Genomic DNA, 20068 nt, shown 5'->3' on the forward strand with positions numbered 1-20068 from the left:
AAAATTTGATCGGAGTAATATCTATTTAAATGCCGGGAGCAGGCTGACTCCCGCGACATGGCATCTCAGTCCATTTAGCTTTCTCCTCGACGGACAAAACTTCCTGGTATTCGCGGATCGATCATGCAGCAGGCTTCTCTGAGCGACCGGTATGTCGATTTTGCCAATCACTGCCTGCAGCTGGCCGCCACGACGACCGATGAACAGTCGCGCCGGATGCTGCGCGAGATGGCAACCGAATGGCTCGAACTGGCCGAGGTGGCACTGGCCGGCTAGGCCGTCGACCGGCGAGATGATTTCCAGCGTTCGGCCGGCTCGTTTCGCGCCCACTCGCTGCGGGCTCGACGCAGTTACCGCTGCGCGGCAGGCGCAGCGTATGGGCCGGCCGATTTGCGATGCGCCAAATGACGTCCGCGGCAGCGAACGTGCGTTGGGGCCGAACTTCTGCTGCGGTCTACCGGGTGCTCGCGCGCTTGCGCTTGACGCGATCAATCAAAAAATCATTCATCTTCTTGCCGGCCTTGAGCTGCAATACCATCCAGCGCGGCTGCTTGCCTCGACCGGCCCACGTTTCGGACGGGTCGGATGGATTCTGGAATTTGGGAAGCACCGGAGGATATTTTCGGCGAGCGGCTCGCCGTTCCGCCACTTGCCGGTCCGGCCGTTTGATTTTCGCCATCATGCCGCTGTTCAGCTTCGCAAGGCGTTGCTCCAGCTCACGTTTTTCGCTCGTTATTTTTTCGGCCAGGATATTGCCGACCTGCTCATGGAGAGCCCACAACTCATCCATGGAAAATGACGAGAGATTGAATTTGCGAAGCTTCATTTCTTCTCCCTGCAATATTTTTTCTGGCGACTTATTTGTTCGCTCAGGTGTATTCCCATTCAATACTTCGTAAAATTACCACATTTGATTATGGGAAATACGGGGTCGCACCAAAAAAGTTTTGCGCAGGAGGCAATTTGGAGGACAAATTTGCCCGCCACAACATCCAATGATTGCCTACTATTAATTTTGCAACCCTTGGACTAGCTGAAGCCGGTGCAATTCGGAATCGGGCTCGACATCATCCCGATCGGGGCCTTTTGAATACTGGTGAGTCCGGCACCAGCATTTAGGCGTGCGCGACCGCGGTGCGGCACCCGAAAGGAAGCGCTGCAGGGTTTGGCGTCCATGTGACCGGACCTGTCGGCATGCAGCTCGCAATCGGGTGCGGGAAAACGCGCCCCCGACTTTTCAAGCGACAGCGACGATCGAACGATGCCCTACCGCACTCGCCCGTTTGCGCGGAGCCTGCCGGGCTCCAAAGGCGCCAGCGCTTGCCGTTGTCGAAGCGATATCGCCCGGCGCAAGGCCAGATTCTCCTCGAGCTGCTGGGCGAGCTGCAAGCGCGTCTCGTAGATATTGCGGAGGGAGGAATCCTGCAGCTGAATTTCACGTCCAAGGTGTTCACCGACGGAAAAATCCTGTTCGTCATCACATAGCATTGGTGAACTCATCTTCTATTCCACTTTGTTTGGCGGGCTGTATTGGCGCATAGTTACGACAAGAAAGAGACAGGCATGCGGTTCCGTCTCAACAGAAAATAAAATGCATGTGATGTGCTGGGAGTGATCTGACCACAGCGCATTTGACCCATGCAATCAGCGAAGAGGAATTGTGGCTTTCGACTCACCCTCCGCTGCGAGCCAAGCACTCCAGCCGGTTTCGTGCTTGCGATAAAGCTCCAGCCAGCGTTTCTCTTCGGGCGTCGTTGGTTCGTCATCAAAGCTCCACGCGCCATCGCCTGAGGGGTTATCGAGCGAAAGCTGATCCAGCCGTTCGAACTCACTCGTCTCCTCCACCGTCAGTCCGATGAGGGTGCTGGGTTGAGAGGCGCTGGGCTTGATATCGTCTTGGAAAGATTCGTTCATTACTCATGCGCACCACTCCCGCCAAGCGGCCCGCGCGATGCTAACCTGTTCGTGCACAGGTTTCGTGGTGAAAGAGTCGTCTGTCGTCGGAAGATTTAGGCAGCGCACTGCTTCGCTCATGGGCGATCGAGTTTGCACGAACTGTCGCAGCATGCAGCATGCCGCCCGTGCGTACGGAGATTGGCTTGCGCAATCATTCGCTGGTTGAGAGTTTGCACGCTGCGGTGGCACAGCAGGCGCGCCTCGAGACGATTCCGCGAATCGCCTGCGTATGGCGACCACCGATTTGACGCCGCGCGATTCGCCCGCACGGGATTGGCCCGATGGCCGGGATCGGCGACCCCAAAGAAAAACCCTTCCAGGCCGATGACCTGGAAGGGCTAACTTGGTTGCGGGGATAGGATTTGAACCTATGACCTTCAGGTTATGAGCCTGACGAGCTACCGGGCTGCTCCACCCCGCGTTAAACCGTTGCGCGCCTTCCCAAAAACCGAACCCGAAGCGAACGCGGCCAACGCTTTTGGGCGTCGATCGATCCCGTCCAGAGGCTTCCTGAGAAGACAACCCGGGCAATGCCCCTGGGTGCGAGGGGTATGTATCAACGCAAGCCTGCTTTGGAAAGGCCCATGGTGCGGTTTTTGAGGTTTTTGTGACGCCAAAAACGGCACGAAACGGCCTCGGGAAGCCGCCCTTGCCATTAAAGGCGCAAAAGCGGAACTTTGGCGCAACAAAAGTCCACAGAAACTTCATTATTGGGGGCGGCGCGTGACGGATACCTTCGACTTCGTGGTGGCGGGCGGCGGCTCCGGCGGCTGCACGGTGGCGGGACGGCTTTCGGAGGACCCACAGACGTCGGTGGCGCTGCTGGATGCCGGCGGCAAGAACGACAATTGGGTGGTCACCACGCCGTTCGCGCTGGCGCTGATGGTGACCGGCAATATCAACAATTGGGCCTTCAACACCGTGCCGCAGGCCGGCCTCAACGGCCGCATCGGCTATCAGCCGCGCGGCAAGGGGCTGGGCGGCTCGTCCGCGATCAACGCCATGGTCTATATCCGCGGCCACCGCGGCGACTACGACCAATGGGCCTCGCTCGGCAATACCGGCTGGTCGTTCTCCGACGTGCTGCCTTTTTTCAAGCGCTCGGAAAACAACGCCGATTTCGGCGGCGAATATCACGGCAAGGACGGCCCGCTCGCCGTCAACAAACTGCGCACCGAAAATCCGGTGCAGCAGATCTTCCTGCAGGCGGCGCAGGAAGGCCAATTCCGGATCCGCGAGGATTTCAACGCCGAGGACCATGAAGGCCTCGGCATCTACCAGGTGACGCAGAAGAACGGCGAACGCTGGAGCGCGGCGCGCGCCTACATCCATCCGCATATGAATAGCCGCGCCAATCTGCGCGTCGAGACCACCGCGCAAGCCACGCGCATCCTGTTCGAGGGCAAGCGCGCGGTTGGCGTCGAATACCGCCAGGGCAAGGAGTTGAAGCAGCTTCGCGCCCGGCGCGAGGTGATCGTCGCCTCCGGCGCGTTCCAGACCCCGCAGCTGCTGATGCTGTCCGGCGTCGGCGACGGCGCGGCGCTTGGCAAGCACGGCATCGCAAGCGTGCATCATTTGCCCGGCGTCGGACAGAACTTGCAGGACCATCCCGACTTCGTGTTCGGCTACCTGTCCGACAATCCGAATTTCAACGGCCTTTCGCTCAAGGCCCTGCCGCGGCTGCTCCGGGGTATCCGCCAGTACCGGCGCGAGCGCCGCGGGCCGATGACGTCGAATTTCGCCGAATGCGGCGGCTTCCTGAAAACCCGGCCCGACCTCGACGTGCCCGACGTGCAATTGCATTTCGGCATGGCGCTGACCGACGATCACGGCCGCAAGCGCCACAAGGGCACGGGCTTCTCGCTCCATGTCTGCCAGCTGCGGCCGAAGAGCCGCGGCCATGTCGCGCTCGACAGCGCCGATCCCTTTGCGCCGCCGTTGATCGATCCGAATTTCCTCGGCGATCCCGACGATCTCGAAACCATGGTTGGCGGTTACAAAATCACAAAACGGTTGCTGGACACGCCGGCGCTGCGCGCGCTGCAGAAAAAGGACATGTTCACCGCTGATGTGCGCACCGACGACGACATCCGCAAGATACTGCGCGAGCGTGTCGACACCGTCTACCACCCGGTCGGCACAGCCAAGATGGGCGTTGGCGATCCGATGGCGGTGGTCGATCCCAAGCTGAAGGTGTACGGCACGGAAGGCCTGCGCATCGTCGACGCCTCCGTGATGCCGACTTTGATCGGCGGCAACACCAACGCGCCGACGATCATGATCGGCGAGAAGGCGGCTGATATGATCAAGGCCGAGATGTGGGCGGGGTGATCTATCCGTTGTCATCACCACAGGCGCTCCAGTCACTCCGCGGCAGTTATTGTTTGCAGAAGGCCTCCAACGCCAGCGCTCTAACCGATGGGCCGCGGCGTATGGGTCCCGGCTCGAGGCCGGGACGACGGCGGTGTTTGTTGCTGCACCATCATCCAAAGCGCAGTTCCACCTTCTCGCGACGCATTGCGCCCGAGGTTTGCTGGAAACTTCCCGCCCTCTTCAAACAGAGGGCGCAGGGAAGACCGGGTGCGCGCTGCACCCGCGGTCCCGTGTGCGGATTGCACAAAACAAAGTGCACACGAGCATACAGGGCAGCGGAGAACACCCGGCCTTCCCTGCGCAATGGCTTTACGGCTTATGCCGTGATCTCCCCGGAGACGAGTTCTTGGTTGACTCCGTCGCTGCCGTTCCCGCTTGCGCTTCTCCGACAGCTTGACACCTGCAACGGGTGCCAGGACCACACGGTTTTGCCGTACGCTTATCCACGCCGTCGTCTCAGCGTAAACCAGCGTCCACCGCAACCCGTCCAACGTCCGTGACGACGGCCGACGCCCTCTGAGTGGGACGGGATGGCCAAAGATATGCACCCGATTTGCCATTCTGGTAAACAGAAATCTTTTTAATTTCGGGGCTTGACATGATTTCCGTAAATCAGAACTGATTTGCCCGTCGGGTCGTTTTGTCGCACCTCTCCGTCATTCCGGGGCGATGCGACAGCATCGAACCCGGAATCTCGAGATTCCGGGTTCACGCTTCGCGTGCCCCGGAATGACAGAGCGCTGGACCGGCGGACTATGAAGAAAGGCCCTACGCGGTTGAATTCGGTTTGGAGATCTCTTGCAGAAGCTGCAGCGCTTCATCGGCTGTGTGCTCGGGCACGAACAGATGATCATGGTAATAGGCCGACACGGCATTCACGCTGATGCCGGCTTCCGCGAGCCGGCCGGTGATTGCGGCCAGAAAGCCCACCGCTTCCAGCGAGGAATGCACGGTCAGCGTGATCAGGCGTGATGCGAATTGATACGGCAACCCTGCGCTTGCGGCCTCCTCACGCCGCATCACGAGGGTGGTTCCTTCCCGTTCACGGAACAGGTGCACCGGCCTGAGCGTGGCGGGAATTTCCTTGTCTGCCGGGATGCTGCAAAACACGAAGACGCCGTCGTGCATTTCCGGCTTCATGTTCTGCAACAATGTTGCAAGGTCGCGTTCGCCCGACACAGTCGTTTCCCTTTGAAGAAGCTCCGTAGGGCGGGTTCTCTTTTAACCCGCCATCTCGAACGGAGCGGCGGGTTAAGGAGAACCCGCCCTACGCAGTTGTCACTGCAATCCCAGATCTGCCCAGCGATACGAAACGACCAGCTCCCTGGTGCCGCCTGTTTCGATCAATCTTTCGGTCTCTGTTTCCGCCTCCGCACCCGTGCGCTCGTAAAATGCACGGGCCAGGGAATTTCTGCTCAATACGGTTGCGGTCATCGCCTTGTAACCATGGCTGGCCGCGTAGTCGGCGCACGCTTCCAGGAGAGCCCTGCCTGCACCCTTCCCTATATAATCAGGATCCAGGTAGATTGCATAAAGCTCCGCGACACCCTTTTCATCGGTTGGTCCGACATCCGCAAAACCAACCATGACCTCATTGTCAAACGCTGCGAATACGCCGAACGGGTCACCAATGGCCAGATGGCCCCTGTCCTTTTCAATCCAGCGGGAAGCACGGTCTTCGACAGAGAGGCCGTTGAGGTACTCAGTCGTATAGATATCCCGGTAGGCTGCGCGGGTGGCTTCGACATGAATCCGGGCAACTGCACCGGCATCATCTGGAGAAGCTCGCCTTACCGTAAATTTCTTGTCCATTTGAAATTCATAGCGGGTAGCCCGCATGAGCGGAAGCGACATGCGGGAAAAGCGAGTTCCCGGATGTCGCGGGGCCTGTCATCGGCCGCGCATTCGCGTGACCCGTTGGCTTGTTGGGTGATGACGACACTCCGCCCGCAGGGCGCGACAATCACTCCTCAACGTCACAGCACGCATCCGCAGCGGGCCGATCGAGCATAGGCCAAAAGCCGGGGGTCGGCATTGGAATGCGCCTCGCAAAAGCGGTCTATGATTTGGGTCACTTTCTCGCTGTAGTCTCGCTGCCAGTGTCCCAGCCCGTGTAGAGCGCTTTCCTGGCAAGGGATCGAGTTGAGATGAAGGATGCGCTCCATGGTACGCAGCGCGCAATCGTGGAGAATTGGCAGGTCCGGATCATCAGCATGAGCCAAACCCGGAAACGCATCCCACCACATGTAGCAAACACAGTTAAGCGTTCCGGCATCGGCTTCGCTTAGGTGAGATAATTTGGGAGCGCACCTTGGCTCGAACAATTTCGTAAATAGTACCGCGACAGACATAACGCAGCGGACACGATTTTTGACCGGCACATCAGTTGAACAAAGCCATCTGTTATCGCCGCTTGCGCTCGTATTCACGAGGTAGGTCAAGCCCTGTGCAATTTGGCTGTCAGCAAATTTCTGTAATGCCGGCTCGGGGTCTTCAAACAGTCGAGTGAGACAGGATACGGCTTCCATAGGTGGCGGATCCCACCAATCATGGTCCGGATCGAAGTACCAGGGCGCTTGCTGAAAGCGAACCTCGCGACCAAATGCGTGTTCCAGCCAATCATCAAAAGTGAGTTTTTGCAGGCGCATCACGGAAGCCGCGACCAGTATATGAAGAGGCGATAATCTTGTTGCCTCTCATCGTAGACGCCCTGAAGTCAGATCAGGTCAATCATTGCCTTCAGCCTTGACCGGCGGCTTCTGCGCGCCCTGAACGCTCTGGCTCAGCGACGCCAGCGCAGTCTTCAGTTCGTCAGAGATGGATGCGATGTCCCTGATGTCTTCGAAGGCCTGAGCGACGCGCTCACTCGCTGATTTCTCGAATGGCTCGAAGCCTTCAGAGATGCGCGTTTCTGCCCCAAGAGCTGTAAAAGCGGCCATAGGCCCGAGCAGGAGGATTGCGGTTCCGACGATGCCGATTTTGCGGATTTGAGGGATTGGCGGCGGCTGCACTAGGCGGTCGTTGGTCATGTCTCCACCTCACGGCGCATAGGCTCGCATCATGCCAATGGTCGCGAACAAACGGTAGATCGGGCGCCTACCATTCGGAGGTACTCCCAGGCAGAGGCGCTTTCTTGTCCAACTATCAGAGCGCGCTCAGCACCATGCGCCGGCAACACCCGCGCGAACCCCCACCCCCGGCCAACGCCAGTGATCAGAATGATTTCTTTACGGACGTCGAATAGATCAGACATGACGACCCCGGAACAAGGCGAGCCCCTTGATACCTACGATTTTAGCGATCGCGAACCCGTTTCATTGACCAGACGGCGGCGCAGCAAACAGACCGCGATATCAACCCATGAACAGTTTCGATGCCGTCGTCTATATCGCCCTGTCGATTGCCGTGGTCACCGGCTTCAACTCAGGCCTGTTGCGCAGCGCGGTCACGATCCTCGCCTATCTGTTTGCGATGCCGATCGCGGTGGCGACCACCTCGTTGCTGGCTCCGCAGCTCGGCGGCAAGCTCGGCTCGCCCCTGATGCAGAATTCGCTGCTGTTCTTCGGAATTTTTCTGATCGCCGGCATGGTGCTGGGAAAGGTGGGGCGCATGGCGCTCGACGACACCGTCGGATCGACCGGGATCGGCGATCGCCTCGGCGGCGCGGCGCTTGGCGCGGTGCGCGTCGGCCTGGTCGCGATCACGCTGGTGCTGGTTTTCGACCAGCTCGTCCCAAGCGATCGCCAGCCGGCATTCCTGACCGGTTCGCAATTGCGGCCGCTGCTCTCATTGGCCGGGCAAAAGGGCTTCAAGTCGCTGCCGCCTGACGTCACCGCCACCATCGACCGGCTGAAGCGAGAGCAGCGAATTTAGCAGGCAATGACAGACTGATATGCATTTCGCGCAGCGACGAGCCACTTATCATGGCCGTCGCGATTGGCTACACTGTTGCAATCGAAATCTAGAAAATCACCTGACATAACGGGAGTGAGACAGTGGATCTTGGAATCAAAGGCCGCCGCGCCATCGTATGTGCCTCCAGCAAGGGGTTGGGACGCGCCTGCGCGATGCAACTGGCCAATGAAGGCGTGCACGTCACCTTGACGGCGCGCGGCGCCGAGGCGCTGAAAAAGACCGCCGATGAAATCCGCAAGGCGCATCCCGGCGTCACGGTGACGGAGGTCGCCGGCGACATCACCACGCCGCAGGGGCGCGCGGACGTGCTCAAAGCCTGTCCCGATCCGGACATTTTGATCAACAACGCCGGCGGCCCGCCGCCCGGCGATTTCCGCAACTGGACCCGCGACGACTGGATCAAGGCTGTCGACGCCAACATGCTGACGCCGATCGAACTGATCAAGGCCACCGTGGACGGCATGATGGCCCGCAAGTTCGGCCGCATCGTCAACATCACATCGGCCGCGGTGAAATCGCCGATCGATATATTGGGCCTTTCCAACGGCGCCCGCGCCGGCCTGACCGGCTTTGTCGCCGGCATCTCGCGCAAGACCGTGATCAACAACGTCACCATCAACGGCCTGCTGCCGGGTCCCTTCGACACCGACCGGCTGCGCGGCACCGCCAAGGGCGAAGCCGAGAAGCGCAAGATCGACGTCGAGCAGGTGCTGGCGGAGCGCGCCAAGCTCAATCCCGCCGGACGGTTCGGCACCCCCGAGGAATTCGGCGAGGCCTGCGCCTTCCTGTGCAGCGCCAAGGCCGGCTTCATCACCGGGCAGAACATCCTGCTCGACGGCGGCGCGTTCCCGGGCACGCTGTAGCGTAAGGGGCGCGGGATGAAAGCGGTCTGGTACGAGCGGACGGGCCCTGCGCCCGAGGTGCTGACCTATGGCGAGATGCCGACGCCTGACGCCGGCCCGGGCGAAGTCCGGGTGCGGCTGAAGGCGTCCGGCGTCAACCCCGCCGATGTCGGCCGCCGCGGCGGCAGCTATCGCGCGATGGAGTATCCGCGCGTGATCCCCAACAGCGACGGCGCCGGGATCGTCGATCAGATCGGCGAAGACGTCACGCAATTGAGGGTCGGCCAGCGCGTCTGGCTGTTCAACGGCCAGCGCAACGGCCGCGCCTTCGGCACCGCGGCGGAGTACATCGCGCTCGCCGAGCATCTGGTGACGCCGCTGCCGGACAGTCTTTCCTACGCCGCCGGCGCCACGCTCGGGATTCCCGGCATGACGGCGTGGTGCTGCCTGTTCTGCGATGGTCCCATTACGGGAAAGACTGTGCTGGTCACCGGCGGCGCCGGCGCCGTCGGCCACTACGCCGTGCAATTCGCAAAATGGGGCGACGCAAAAGTGATCGCGACCGTCAGTTCGGAAGCGAAGGCCGAACAGGCGCGGCTTGCCGGTGCCGATCTCGTCATCAACTACCGCAATGATGACGTCATCGCCAAAGTGCTGGCCTTCACCGGCGGGCGCGGCGTCGACCGCGTGGTCGACGTCGATTTCGGCGGCAACATCGCCATCACGCTGAAATTGATGGCTGTCAATTCGACCATCGCGGTCTACGCCACCAACGGCAATCGCACACCGCTGGTCCCGATGCGTGACCTGATGGAGAAATGCATCGCGCTGCGCGCGCTGGTGCTGTTCGCGCTGCCGCCGCCGCTGCTGGCCGCAGCCCAGGCCGACATCACAAAATGGCTCACGGCGGGCAAGCGCATTCACAATGTGGCCGGGGAGTTTGCGCTCGCGGATACCGCGCAGGCGCATCTGGCGGTGGAAAAGGGCGACAAGCTCGGCACGGTCATCGTCGATTGCGCGCGGTGAAGAACGACAGATCATAAGGGAAGCGCCGAATGCACTGGACGGTAGGCAAGGTCAAGATCACCAAGGTCGTCGAGCTCGAGACCGTCGGCAGCACCCGCTTCATCCTGCCGCTCGCGACCAACGAAGAGATCCAGAAGCTGCCCTGGCTGATCCCGCATTTCGCCAACGAAGAGGGCCGGCTCAAAATGTCGATCCATTCGCTGCTGGTGGAGACGCCGTCGCGGCGGATCATCGTCGACACCGGATTGGGAAACGACAAGCAGGGCCGCAACGTACCGACCTGGAACAACCGCCAGGACCCGTTCCTCGACACATTGACCGCGGCGGGCTTTGCGCCTGACAGCATCGACACGGTGCTCTGCACCCATCTGCATGTCGACCATGTCGGCTGGAACACCAGGCTGGTCGGCGGCCAGTGGGTGCCGACCTTTGCCAACGCCCGCTACGTGTTCGGCAAGACCGAATTCGAACACTGGCGCGACCACAGCGAGGAGCCGGCACATCTGGCCGTGTTCAATGATTCCGTCAAACCGATCGCGGATGCCGGCAAGGCCGATCTGGTGCCGAGCGATGCCAGGCTGACGGACGAAATCACCCTGATCCCGACGCCGGGCCACAGCCCCGGCCATATGAGCATCCACATCAAATCGGACGGCGAGGTCGGCCTGCTCACCGGCGACGTCGCCCATCACCCCTGCCAGATGGCCCATCTCGACTGGTCGTCGACCGCGGATTCGGACCCTAAACAGTCGGCCGTGACGCGGCGCGAGCTGTTCTCCCGTTTTGCCGACACGCCGACGCTGGTGATCGGCGGGCACTTCAATGCCGGCCATATCAGGCGCGAGGGGGGCGCCTTCAAGTTCATCGCGCTGGGGTGATAGTGCCCCTCATGGTGAGGAGCGCGTCTTCGCGCGTCTCGAACCATGAGGCCACAGACGGGCCTTCATCCTTCGAGACGCGGCCAAGGGGCCGCTCCTCCAGCAATAACGGCATAGCCGTTATGCAGGGATGAGGACAGCAGCAATGCGCCGGGCTGGGCCAGTCCGCAGTTGAATTTCCCCGCCCGCTGTTCCATGAAGCATTCCAAGTAAATAAACCCCTGAGGGAGCAGTACAATGAAGCTTGTTCGTTACGGCGCGCTTGGCCAGGAAAAGCCTGGCCTGATCGATAAATCCGGCCAGCTGCGCGATCTTTCCGCGCATGTGAAAGACCTCAACGGCGAGGCCTATGCGCCCGCTTCGCTGGCCAAGCTTGCAGCATTGGACCCCTCAAAACTTCCGGCCGTCGATGGCAAGCCGCGCTTCGGTGCGCCGGTCACCGGCATCTCGAAATTCGTCGCGATCGGCCTCAACTATGTCGATCACGCCAAGGAAACCGGCAATCCGATTCCGCCCGAGCCGATCTTCTTCCTCAAGGCCAACACCTCGCTGAGCGGCCCGAACGACGCGATCGAGAAGCCGCGCGAGTCCAAGAAGCTCGACTGGGAAGTCGAGATCGCCGCCATCATCGGCACCCGTGCCAAATATGTCAGCGAGGCCGACGCGCTCAATCACGTCGCCGGCTACTGCGTCTGCAACGACGTCTCCGAGCGCTACTTCCAACAGGAGCGCGGCGGCCAATGGACCAAGGGCAAGTCGCACGACACGTTCGGCCCGGTCGGCCCGTGGCTGGTGACCAAGGATGAAATCGCCGACGTGCAGAAGCTGTCGATGTGGCTCGACGTCAACGGCAAGCGCTGCCAGACCGGCTCGACCTCGACCATGATCTTCACCATGGCGAAGTGCATCGCCTATGTCTCGACCTTCCTCACGCTGCTGCCCGGCGACATCATCACGACAGGCACGCCGCCCGGCGTCGGCGCCGGCATGAAGCCGCCGCAATTCCTGAGCGTCGGCGACGTCGTCACCCTCGGTATCGAAGGGCTCGGCGAGCAGCGGCAGCAAGTCATCGAGGCGTGAGGCGACTCGTGCTTGCTCACTAGTCGTCATGCCCGGCCAAAAGCGCGAAGCGCGTCTTCGCGCTGGATGTGCCGGGCATCCACGTCTTGACGGTGCATCGGCAACAAAGACGTGGATGGCCGGGACAAGCCCGGCCATGACGGAGAAACGAACTGGTCAGGGAATAACAACATGAAACTCAGCTTCTCTCCCGCCTCGCCATTCGCCCGCAAGGTCCGCATCGCCGCGATCGAGACCGGGCTGATCGACAAGATCGAATTCATTTCGGCGACGGTGGCGCCCGGCACGGCCAACGAGGAATATTCGAAGATCACGCCGCTGAAGAAGCTGCCGGTGCTGATCCTCGATAACGGCGACGTCATCCTGGATTCCTACGTCATCGTCGAGTATCTCGACGAGCTTGCCGGCGGCAACAAACTGATCCCGGCCTCCGGCCCGACGCGCTGGCAGGTCAAGTCGGATCATTCGCTGCTGCAGGGCATGCTCGATGCCATGCTGCTGTGCCGCTACGAGGGCATGGTGCGTCCGCAGGAATTGCGGTGGAAGGCCTGGTCGGACGATCATTGGAACCGGGCCTGGACCGGCATGGCGCGGTTCGAGAACAAGCCTGAGGTGCTGTCGCGGCCGTTCGACATCGTGCAGATCGGCCTTGTCTGCGTGCTCGGCTATGCCGATTTCCGCTTCGCCGATTGCGGCTGGCGCAAGGCGTTTCCGAAGCTCGATGCGTTCCATCAGAAAATGCTGGAGCGGCCGTCGGTGAAAATCTCGGCTCCCCCGCCGGCGTAACAACGGAGACGGCGGCATGCGTGAGGGCGGCAGGAAATTGCGGCGCCTCGGCATCGCCGCCGTGCTCCTGCTGTTGGCGTCCGTGGCTGCGCGGGGACAAACCGGCATGGCTTGCGGAACGCCTACGTCGCTCGACGATGGCTGGGCCATCGCCTCTCCCGAAAGCGTCGGCCTCGATGGCGCGCGGCTGTGCACCATCGCCGCACGCCTGAAGGAAACTCAGGCCAACGTCCACGCCGTGGTCATCATCCGCCACGGCAAGCTGGTGTTCGAACAGTATTTTGCCGGCTATGACGAGCCTTGGGGCAGGGGCGGCGGACAGCACGATTTCGACGCCATATCCAAGCACGACATGCGTTCGGTATCGAAGAGTGTGATCTCGCTTTTGGTCGGCATTGCGATCGACCGCAAGCTGATCGCGAGCGCGGACGAGCCCGTCGTCAAATTCTATCCGGAATACGCTTCCGTCAAATCGCCGGGCTGGGACCAGGTCACGCTCCGCCATCTCCTGACGATGTCGTGCGGCATGCAGTGGGACGAGAACCGCGCCTGGAATGATCCGAAGAACGACGAGCCGCATTTGGGCAGCGAGGCCGACCCGATCCGCTACATCCTGTCGAAGCCGATCGTAAAGCCGCCGGACGCGGTGTGGACCTATAATGGCGGCGGGACGGATTTGCTCGGCAACATCCTCGAACGCGTCTCCGGCAAGCCGCTCGAAGCGTTCGCGCGCGAGGTTCTGTTTGCGCCATTGGGAATCACCGACGTGGAATGGATGACCTATGCGAAGAACGGCAAGATCGCCTCCGCCGTCGGTCTTCGCATGCGACCGCGCGATGCCGCCAAGCTCGGCCAGCTCGTGCTCAATCGCGGTGCATGGGATGGCAAGCCGATCGTCTCGCCGGAATGGATCGAACAATCGGTGCGGCCGCGCTTCCAGGCGATTGGCTATTTCGGCGGATTGTTTTTCTACGGCCAGCAATGGTGGATGGGCCGCTCGATCGCGCAGGAAAAGGAAGTGAAGTGGATTGCCGCGATGGGCCTCGGCGGCCAGCGGCTTTTCATCGTGCCCGACCGCGACCTTGTGGTGATGACGACTTCCGGGCTTTACTGGCAGCCGGGCCAGGGCAACGGGGCGCTCGACATGATGGCGAACTACATTCTCCCCGCCATTCGCGACAGCAAGAACAAGGAAAAGCCATGAGCCTGAAATTCACCGTCGGCGATCTCACCATCCACCGTATCATCGAGCAGGAAGCCACCTTTGTGCCGGCGCTGGAGATGCTGCCGGGACTGACGCCGGAAGTGCTGGCGGAAAACCGCACCTGGATGCAAAAGTCCGGCGCGCTCGACGCCAATGACGTGCTGATGCTGTGTTTCCAGTCCTACATCGTCAAAACGCCGCACCACACGATCCTGATCGACAGCTGCATCGGCAACGACAAGCCGCGGCCGCTGCGTCCGAAATGGAATATGAAGACCGACGACACTTATATCCGAGGGCTTGCCGCGGCGGGTTTTTCCGTCGGCGATATCGATTACGTGATGTGCACGCATCTGCATGTCGATCACGTCGGCTGGAACACGCGGCTGGAAAACGGCCGCTGGGTGCCGACCTTTCCGAAGGCGCGTCATATTTTCGGCAAGGCCGAATTTGACTACTGGACCGAGACGCACGCCAAGACGCCGGTGCCGCCGTTCGGCGACAGCGTGTTGCCGGTGGTCGAAGCCGGGCAAGCCGAAATCGTGCGCGATGATTTTGCGATCGGCGACCACACGCGCCTGCTGCCGACGCCGGGCCACACCCCCGGCCATCTCGCCTTCACCTTCGGCCGCGGCAAGGACGACGCGGTATTCTCGGGCGATCTGATGCATTCGCCGCTGCAGACGCGCTATCCGGAAATGTCCGTGAAGTTCGACGTCGACCAGGCGCAGGCGGGCATCACGCGCCGCAGTTTCCTCGAACGCTATTGCGACACCGACACGCTGTGCTGCACCGCGCATTTCCCCTCGCCGTCGGTCGGAAAGATCCGCCGCGCCGGCAACGGGTTTACCTGCGAGGCGATATGAGCGCGGCCCCGGAAACACCTGTGTTCGAGACCCTCGCGCTGGAGCGGGTCGACGAGCACGTGACGATCGTGCGGCTGAACCGGCCGGATGCTTCCAACGCGCTCAACACCCAGATGGGCCGCGATCTCGTGCGCTGTTTCGAGGATGTCGCGCTCGACCCGGCCAATCTGCGCTGCATTGTCCTGACCGGTTCCGGCGACAAGGCGTTCTGCGCCGGCGGCGACCTGAAAGAACGCCGCGGCATGACCGACGAGCAATGGACGCGCCAGCACGTGATCTTCGAGCGGATGGTGCGGGCGCTGATCGACTGCCCCGTGCCGATCATCGGCGCCGTCAATGGCGCGGCCTATGGCGGCGGCTGCGAGATCGCAGGCGCTTGCGATTTTCTCTACGCCGCCGAGACCGCACGCTTTGCGCTGACCGAGGTCACGCTCGGCATCATGCCGGGCGGCGGCGGCACGCAGACCCTGCCCCGCGCCGTCGGCGAGCGCCGCGCCAAGGAATTGATATTGACCGGCAAGCCATTTACGGCAGCGCAGGCGCGCGACTGGGGGCTTGTGAACGAAGTATTTCCGCAGGCCGATTTGCTGCGCGAAGCGCTGGCGACCGCGTCGCACATCGCCCGCAACGCCCCGATCTCGACCCGGCAAGCCAAGCTCGCGATCCACCGCGGCCTGCAATCGTCGCTGCGCGACGGCCTTGCGCTCGAGATCGAAGCCTATAACCGAATGGTGCCGACCGAGGATCGCCGCGAAGGTGTGCTGGCGTTCAACGAGAAGCGGCCGCCGAACTTCAAGGGGCGGTAGCGCGCGATGAGATTAGGTGCATAGCAACCGCGAAGGGACTGCGCTCCCTCTCCCGCTTGCGGGGGAGGGCTGGGGTGGGGGTCTATCCACGAGTCATCGGGTGGAGAGAGCCCCCACCCGCCGCGCTTCGCGCGTCGACCTCCCCCGCAAGCGGGAGAGGTGCAGCGAGCCCGCCGCCACAGCGATTCGCCTTAACTTCATTACGCTCTAACGCCGCTTAATCGAACAGGTTCGGCGTGTGGTTCACGACCGCGCCTTCGATCGCCAGCATTTTTAATTTCGTCACGACGCCGCCATTGGCGGAGAAGCCGCCCGGCTTGTTGCCCGCCGCCAGCACGCGGTGGCAGGGCACCACAATCGGACAGGGGTTGCGGCCGAGCGCCTGGCCGACGTCGCGCGACAGCTCGACGCCGCCGAGTTTTTTCGCGATGTCGCCATAGGTCATGGTCTTGCCCGGCGGAATGGTGCGCGCGATGTCGTAGACGCCGCGGTTGAATTCGGGCACGCCGTCGAGATCGAGCACGACTTCCGCCAGGTCGTTCGGCTTGCCGGCCAATAGCTCGACGATCCCCTCGATGGCGGCCTGCACCTTGGCCGGCGGCTGCGCCTCATCGATGTCGCCATGGCGCTGCTGCAGCCGGGTGCGGGTCTTCTTCTCGTCGCCCATCGGCAGTTGCACCGACACAATGCCGCGCTCGCCCCACACGATGCCGCAGCGGCCGATCGGGGTGTCGAATATCGCAAATTGCTGTTCGGTCATGATCTCGCTCCAGATCCTCTCGCTCCGATAGTTTGAGCTTGATGCTGGTCCCAAATCTAGGCTTGGAGATTGTTGCTATCCACCCGAATCCTGAGGGAACTTGACGGCATAAACAACTTCCGATGATGTGGGATATTCACCGCGCCATTCACTGGCCCCGCCCCGCACACCGAGCCCCTTATGCAAACCCTCCCCGTCAACGGCTTCGACATGGCCTATCTCGAGGCCGGTGAGGGCCCGCCGCTGGTCTGCGTGCACGGCTCGCTGTGCGACTTCCGGATCTGGTCGTCGGTGATGGGGCTGCTGTCGAAAAAACACCGCGTCATCGCGCCGTCGCTGCGGCATTTCTTCCCGGATCATTGGGACGGCGTCGGCGACACCTATTCGATCGCGCAGCATGTCGACGACGTGATCGCCTTCATCGAGAAACTCGGCGTTGGGCCGGTCGATCTGATGGGCCACTCCCGCGGCGGGCACATCACGTTTCGCGTCGCCCAGCGCCGGCCGGACCTGTTGCGAAAACTGATCCTGGCCGAGCCCGGCGGCGAACTCGACGCCTCGCTCGATCCCGCCTACAAGCCCGGCCCCTCCCCGATCGCCGCCCGCATCGCGGCCTCCGCGGAAGTCATCGCCAAGGGCGATATCGATGGCGGGCTTGCCATCTTCATCGACGCGCTGGAAGGCCCGGGAGCCTGGAAGCGGCTGCCGGCGACGCCGAAGCAGATGCTGCGCGACAACGCCACCACGCTGATCGGCCAGATGCGCGATTCGCGCCCGCCCTTCTCCAAGGCGGATGCCGAAGCGATCAAGACGCCGACGCTGTTCATCGGCGGCGCCAACACCAGGGGCGCGATTCCGCTGGTGCTGCGCGCGCTCGCCGCGAACGTGAAGGGCTCACGCACCGAGATGATCCCCCGCGCCACGCATCCGATGTTCGAACAGGCGCCGCAGAAATATTGCGAGATCGTGCTCGCGTTCCTGGCAAAGGCTTGATCCCATGCAAACGCTTCCCGTCAACGGCTACGACATCGCCTATCTCGACGTCGGACAGGGCCCGCCGCTGGTCTGCGTCCACGGCACGCTCGGCGATTTCCGCACCTGGTATCCGGTGCTCGGGCCGCTGTCGAAAAAACACCGCGTGATATCGCTCAGCCTGCGGCACTTTTTCCCGGAGCACTGGGACGGCGTCGGCGACGACTATCTGATGGCGCAGCATGTTGCCGACGTCATCGGCTTCATCGAGCAACTGAAACTCGGTCCCGTCGACCTGATGGGCCATTCCCGCGGCGGGCACATCGCCTTTCGCGTCGCCGAGCAGCGGCCTGATCTATTGCGCAAGCTGGTGCTCGCCGAGCCCGGCGGCGACCTCGACGCCACGCTCAGTTCAGCCGGTGCGGGCCCCGGTTCGTCGGCGATTGCGGCGCGGATTCCGGCCGCGGTGGAGAAAGTAAAAGCCGGCGATATCGACGGCGCGCTCGACCTGATCGTCGACATGATCGATGGCGAGGGCACCTGGAAGCGGCTGCCGGCCGCGCCCAAACAGCAGCTCCGCGACAACGCCTATACGCTGATCGGCCAGGTCGGCGAGAAGCGCCGGCCGTTTTCACGCAGCGAAGCGGAATCGATTGGGATGCCGACTTTGCTGATCGGCGGCGGCGACACCCAGGGCTCGCTGGCCCAGATCTGGCGCGTGCTGGCACAGCATATTCCGGGCGCCAGGACGGCCGTGATCCCCGGCGCCCGCCACTGGATCTTCGATCAGGCGCCGCAGGAATATTCCGAGGCCGTGATGGAATTTCTGGGGGCGTGAGTGCTGCCGGTTGATCACTTTTCATCGAGACGCCATGCGCCGTCCCAATCGGCGGCCGGCGGGTTTGCCTGAAACTCACCGATGCGTTTGATGAATACCTTGGACGGACCGTCGCCGGGGACCGCTTCGAGCCCGGCGCTGAAGGCGTGGCGCGCGTCGTCCCAACGGCGCTCGCGATAGGCAGCGAGCCCTTTCGAATAGCCGTCCAGCAGCGACACTTGGTCCGGCGTGAGTTCGTCCTCGCGCCCGATGAGCTCGAACACCGTCTCCGGCTGGCTCTGGCCCACCACGACCAGGCGATCGATCTCGCGAAACGCTAATCCGTCACCGGCTGCGGCGATGGTCGGCGCCGAGACCAGGCAATGGCTGCCATAGGCCTTGTTGGCGCCCTCCAGCCGCGACGCCAGATTCACCGCGTCGCCCATGACAGTGTAGCTCATCATGAATTCCGAACCGATGCTGCCGACCAGCACCTCGCCGGTCGCAACGCCGATACGGACGTCGCAGTCGCTCGGCACCGTGCGCACGCCGAGCAATTCGGGAAGCTCCGTCCGCAACGCCGTACCGCGGCGCGCCATGTCGATCGCGGCGAGGCAGGCAAGCCGCGCCTGCTCGCCGTCTTCGTTGAACGGAGGACCCCAATAGGCCATGATCGCGTCGCCGATATATTTGTCGATGATGCCATGATGGTTGCGGATCGGCCCCGACATCGTCGACAGATAATGGTTCATCACCTTGACCAGCCCCTGCGGCGTCATACCCGTGCTGAGGCTGGTGAATCCCTTCATGTCGCAGAACAGCACCGTCATCACGCGTCGCTCGCCGTCGGTTGCGGTCTGCGCCTGCCGGTCGATCAACCCGGCGACGACGCGCGGGTCGATATAGCGGCCGAAGGTCTCGCGCATCCTCTCCTTGTGGCGCAATTGTTCGACCATGTTGTTGAACGCGGACGTGAGCTGGCCGATCTCGTCCCGCGTCGTGACGTCGATCGATCCATCGAGGCGGCCGGCCTCGACGGCGCGGGTGCCCTCCAATAACCGGCGCACCGGCCGGGTAATCCCGGTGCTGATGAAGATCGCGAACATCAATCCCAGTATGGCTGCAAGTCCGGTCAGGATCGCGGAGATCACGATCGTCTTTTGCTGGTCGCGCATCGTCACCACGGCATCGCTGCGAACTTGCGTCAGCATGTCCTTCCTGATGTCCTCGACCTTTTGGTTGAACTCGTCGCGCAGCTGATCGGCCCGCGCCACGATGGCCTGGGCTTCAGTGAATTTGCCGGCCTGCAGCAACGGCAGCAGGCGCAGATATTCCTCCCGCATGTAGCGGCGGAGATCACCATTGGCATTTTCGATGCGAGTGTCGATCCGGCCGAGTCCGGCGTTGTCGGAAGCCGTGGAGGTATCTTCGATGATGGCGTTGATCAGCTTGCGCGCGGCCTTCGCCTCCTCGTCAATCTCCTGTCCTTTCGCCTCATAGGTCTTCTGGCGCTCGGCAAAGCCGGCCTCGTCCGGCGGCGTCTGCATCCGGGCGATCACCATGCGGCGCAACGCCAGCGCCTGCTCCAGCGAGCGGACATTCATCCGCGCCAGATGTCCGTAGGCCTCGACATACTTGGTTGAGAGTTCGTCGAGCTGATGGGCGACCTTTCGCGTCATCACCGTCGACAAAACCGATGTGATCGCCATCAGGACGATCAGCCCGACCGCGATGGCAAGGATTCGCTTCCTGATCGACGGTCGCAACATGGTTGGGGGCTCTGACAT

At 62.1% G+C, this 20068-nt stretch carries 22 protein-coding genes and 1 tRNA gene; 14 read left to right on the forward strand and 9 right to left on the reverse strand.

What is annotated here, in order from left to right:
* Positions 1–123: 123 nt before the first annotated feature.
* Positions 124–276 carry a hypothetical protein gene (locus ABIE49_RS16120; RefSeq protein ID WP_192738241.1) on the forward strand — a complete coding sequence of 51 codons (153 nt, stop codon included), beginning with the start codon at positions 124–126 and terminating at the stop codon, positions 274–276.
* A gap of 178 nt (positions 277–454) precedes the next feature.
* Here ABIE49_RS16120 and ABIE49_RS16125 read toward each other — a convergent pair whose 3' ends face one another.
* The gene (locus ABIE49_RS16125) at positions 455–826 is read right to left on the reverse strand and encodes an H-NS histone family protein (protein ID WP_192738242.1); all 372 of its coding nucleotides are present in this window, start codon (positions 824–826) and stop codon (positions 455–457) included.
* Between the two features lie 494 nt (positions 827–1320).
* Between ABIE49_RS16125 and ABIE49_RS16130 the strand changes: the two genes are divergently transcribed.
* Positions 1321–1485, forward strand: a complete 165-nt coding sequence (locus tag ABIE49_RS16130) for a hypothetical protein (RefSeq protein WP_192738243.1) — start codon at positions 1321–1323, stop codon at positions 1483–1485.
* Between the two features lie 159 nt (positions 1486–1644).
* Here ABIE49_RS16130 and ABIE49_RS16135 read toward each other — a convergent pair whose 3' ends face one another.
* On the reverse strand, positions 1645–1914 hold the full coding sequence (locus ABIE49_RS16135) for a hypothetical protein (RefSeq protein ID WP_192738244.1): 270 nt from the start codon (positions 1912–1914) through the stop codon (positions 1645–1647).
* Positions 1915–2300: 386 nt separating this feature from the next.
* Positions 2301–2377, reverse strand: a tRNA-Met gene (locus ABIE49_RS16140).
* 302 nt (positions 2378–2679) lie between these two features.
* Between ABIE49_RS16140 and ABIE49_RS16145 the strand changes: the two genes are divergently transcribed.
* Complete coding sequence (locus ABIE49_RS16145; RefSeq protein WP_192738245.1) at positions 2680–4287, forward strand: GMC family oxidoreductase; 1608 nt, start codon at positions 2680–2682, stop codon at positions 4285–4287.
* Positions 4288–5097: 810 nt separating this feature from the next.
* Here ABIE49_RS16145 and ABIE49_RS16150 read toward each other — a convergent pair.
* The 4 genes from ABIE49_RS16150 to ABIE49_RS16165 all read right to left on the reverse strand — a co-directional run bounded on the left by ABIE49_RS16150 (position 5098) and on the right by ABIE49_RS16165 (position 7358).
* Positions 5098–5508 (reverse strand): ACT domain-containing protein, encoded by a 411-nt coding sequence (locus ABIE49_RS16150; RefSeq protein ID WP_192738246.1) that lies wholly within the window; start codon positions 5506–5508, stop codon positions 5098–5100.
* A 99-nt stretch (positions 5509–5607) separates the two neighbouring features.
* On the reverse strand, positions 5608–6141 hold the full coding sequence (locus ABIE49_RS16155) for a GNAT family N-acetyltransferase (protein WP_192738247.1): 534 nt from the start codon (positions 6139–6141) through the stop codon (positions 5608–5610).
* A 164-nt stretch (positions 6142–6305) separates the two neighbouring features.
* Positions 6306–6977 carry a hypothetical protein gene (locus ABIE49_RS16160; RefSeq protein ID WP_192738248.1) on the reverse strand — a complete coding sequence of 224 codons (672 nt, stop codon included), beginning with the start codon at positions 6975–6977 and terminating at the stop codon, positions 6306–6308.
* Positions 6978–7055: 78 nt separating this feature from the next.
* Entirely contained in the window at positions 7056–7358 is a 303-nt protein-coding gene (locus ABIE49_RS16165; protein WP_192738249.1) for a hypothetical protein, read from the reverse strand.
* A gap of 331 nt (positions 7359–7689) precedes the next feature.
* On the opposite strand from ABIE49_RS16165, the gene ABIE49_RS16170 reads away from it, so the two are divergent.
* From ABIE49_RS16170 to ABIE49_RS16210, 9 genes are all read left to right on the forward strand, one after another.
* Positions 7690–8202, forward strand: coding sequence for a CvpA family protein (locus ABIE49_RS16170; RefSeq protein ID WP_192738250.1), 513 nt, complete (start codon positions 7690–7692; stop codon positions 8200–8202).
* Between the two features lie 122 nt (positions 8203–8324).
* On the forward strand, positions 8325–9107 hold the full coding sequence (locus ABIE49_RS16175) for an SDR family oxidoreductase (protein ID WP_192738251.1): 783 nt from the start codon (positions 8325–8327) through the stop codon (positions 9105–9107).
* 15 nt (positions 9108–9122) lie between these two features.
* A complete protein-coding gene (locus ABIE49_RS16180) occupies positions 9123–10112 on the forward strand; it encodes an NADPH:quinone reductase (RefSeq protein WP_192738252.1) in 990 nt (329 codons plus the stop codon).
* A gap of 29 nt (positions 10113–10141) precedes the next feature.
* Positions 10142–10990 (forward strand): MBL fold metallo-hydrolase, encoded by an 849-nt coding sequence (locus ABIE49_RS16185; protein WP_192738253.1) that lies wholly within the window; start codon positions 10142–10144, stop codon positions 10988–10990.
* A gap of 237 nt (positions 10991–11227) precedes the next feature.
* Entirely contained in the window at positions 11228–12070 is an 843-nt protein-coding gene (locus ABIE49_RS16190) for a fumarylacetoacetate hydrolase family protein (protein ID WP_192738254.1), read from the forward strand.
* 171 nt (positions 12071–12241) lie between these two features.
* Positions 12242–12856 carry a glutathione S-transferase family protein gene (locus ABIE49_RS16195; RefSeq protein ID WP_192738255.1) on the forward strand — a complete coding sequence of 205 codons (615 nt, stop codon included), beginning with the start codon at positions 12242–12244 and terminating at the stop codon, positions 12854–12856.
* Between the two features lie 16 nt (positions 12857–12872).
* Positions 12873–14060: a serine hydrolase domain-containing protein gene (locus ABIE49_RS16200; protein ID WP_192738256.1), complete on the forward strand. Its 1188-nt coding sequence runs from the start codon at positions 12873–12875 to the stop codon at positions 14058–14060.
* The gene (locus tag ABIE49_RS16205; RefSeq protein WP_192738257.1) at positions 14057–14926 is read left to right on the forward strand and encodes an MBL fold metallo-hydrolase; all 870 of its coding nucleotides are present in this window, start codon (positions 14057–14059) and stop codon (positions 14924–14926) included. The genes ABIE49_RS16200 and ABIE49_RS16205 overlap by 4 nt, the downstream gene beginning before the upstream one ends.
* Positions 14923–15732 carry an enoyl-CoA hydratase/isomerase family protein gene (locus ABIE49_RS16210; RefSeq protein ID WP_192738258.1) on the forward strand — a complete coding sequence of 270 codons (810 nt, stop codon included), beginning with the start codon at positions 14923–14925 and terminating at the stop codon, positions 15730–15732. The genes ABIE49_RS16205 and ABIE49_RS16210 overlap by 4 nt, the downstream gene beginning before the upstream one ends.
* A gap of 217 nt (positions 15733–15949) precedes the next feature.
* On the opposite strand, the gene ABIE49_RS16215 is transcribed toward ABIE49_RS16210, so the two are convergent.
* A complete protein-coding gene (locus ABIE49_RS16215; RefSeq protein WP_192738259.1) occupies positions 15950–16492 on the reverse strand; it encodes a methylated-DNA--[protein]-cysteine S-methyltransferase in 543 nt (180 codons plus the stop codon).
* Positions 16493–16672: 180 nt separating this feature from the next.
* On the opposite strand from ABIE49_RS16215, the gene ABIE49_RS16220 reads away from it, so the two are divergent.
* Positions 16673–17485 (forward strand): alpha/beta fold hydrolase, encoded by an 813-nt coding sequence (locus ABIE49_RS16220; protein WP_192738260.1) that lies wholly within the window; start codon positions 16673–16675, stop codon positions 17483–17485.
* 4 nt (positions 17486–17489) lie between these two features.
* A complete protein-coding gene (locus ABIE49_RS16225) occupies positions 17490–18302 on the forward strand; it encodes an alpha/beta fold hydrolase (RefSeq protein WP_192738261.1) in 813 nt (270 codons plus the stop codon).
* A 14-nt stretch (positions 18303–18316) separates the two neighbouring features.
* Here the strand turns inward: ABIE49_RS16225 and ABIE49_RS16230 are convergent, their stop codons facing one another.
* Positions 18317–20050 (reverse strand): adenylate/guanylate cyclase domain-containing protein, encoded by a 1734-nt coding sequence (locus ABIE49_RS16230; protein WP_192738262.1) that lies wholly within the window; start codon positions 20048–20050, stop codon positions 18317–18319.
* Between the last annotated feature and the right edge of the window lie 18 nt (positions 20051–20068).

This window comes from Bradyrhizobium sp. OAE829 (assembly GCF_040546575.1).
In the GTDB taxonomy this organism is placed as follows: domain Bacteria; phylum Pseudomonadota; class Alphaproteobacteria; order Rhizobiales; family Xanthobacteraceae; genus Bradyrhizobium.